Origin of the sequence: Burkholderia sp. MSMB1072 (assembly GCF_001524725.1) — a bacterium.
Classification (GTDB): domain Bacteria; phylum Pseudomonadota; class Gammaproteobacteria; order Burkholderiales; family Burkholderiaceae; genus Burkholderia.
Map to the genome: position 1 here is coordinate 1 of NZ_LOYC01000020.1, position 1175 is coordinate 1175.

Below are 1175 nucleotides of genomic sequence, written 5' to 3' on the forward strand. Positions count from 1 at the left end.
CGCTCGACCGCGAGCGCGACGCCCATCCCGCCGCCGATGCACAGCGACGCCAGCCCGCGCTTCGCATCGCGCTTGACCATCTCGTGCAGCAGCGTCACCAGGATCCGGCAACCCGACGCGCCGATCGGATGACCGATCGCGATCGCCCCGCCGTTCACGTTCACCTTCGACGTGTCCCAGCCCATCTGCTTGTGCACCGCCAGCGCCTGCGCCGCGAACGCCTCGTTGATCTCCATCAGGTCCAGGTCGCCCGGCGTCCAGCCCGCGCGCTCCAGGCACCGGCGCGACGCCGGCACCGGACCCATGCCCATCACGCTCGGATCCACGCCCGCGTTCGCGTACGCCTTGATCCGCGCAAGCGGCGTCAGCCCCAGCGCCGCCGCCTTCTGCGCCGACATCACCAGCACCGCCGCCGCGCCGTCGTTCAGCCCCGACGCGTTCGCCGCCGTCACCGAACCGTCCTTCGAGAACGCCGGCTTCAGCCCCGCCAGCGACTCCGCCGTCACGCCGTGACGCACGAACTCGTCGGTCGCGAACTGCAGCGGCTCGCCCTTGCGTTGCGGAATCGACACCGGCACGATCTCGTCGTCGAAGCGCCCGGCCTTCTGCGCGGCTTCCGCCTTGTTCTGCGACTGCGCCGCGAACGCGTCCTGCGCTTCGCGCGTGATCCCGTATTCCTTCGCGACGTTCTCCGCCGTGATACCCATGTGGTATTGGTTGTACACGTCCCACAGCCCGTCGACGATCATCGTGTCCACCAGCTTCGCGTCGCCCATCCGGAACCCGTCGCGCGAGCCCGGCAGCACGTGCGGCGCCGCGCTCATGTTCTCCTGGCCGCCCGCGACCACGATCTCCGCGTCGCCCGCGACGATCGCGTTGGCCGCCAGCATCACGGCCTTCAGGCCCGAGCCGCACACCTTGTTGATCGTCATCCCCGGCACGGCGTTCGGCAGTCCCGCCTTGATCAGCGACTGCCGCGCCGGGTTCTGCCCGGAGCCGGCCGTCAGCACCTGGCCCATGATCACTTCGCTGACCTGCTCGGGCTTCACGCCCGCACGCTCCAGCACTGCGCGGATCACCGTCGCGCCCAGTTCCGGCGCCGCAATCTTTGCCAGCGAGCCGCCGAATTTGCCGACCGCGGTCCGCGCGGCCGATACGATCACTACATCCGTCAT

Annotated in this window: 1 protein-coding gene; it reads right to left on the bottom strand. The window is 69.9% G+C overall.

Translation table 11 applies throughout. The features are described 5' to 3' along the window. A partial coding sequence (locus WS89_RS10850) for an acetyl-CoA C-acetyltransferase (protein ID WP_059790953.1) occupies nt 1-1175 on the bottom strand: 1175 nt, incomplete at both ends.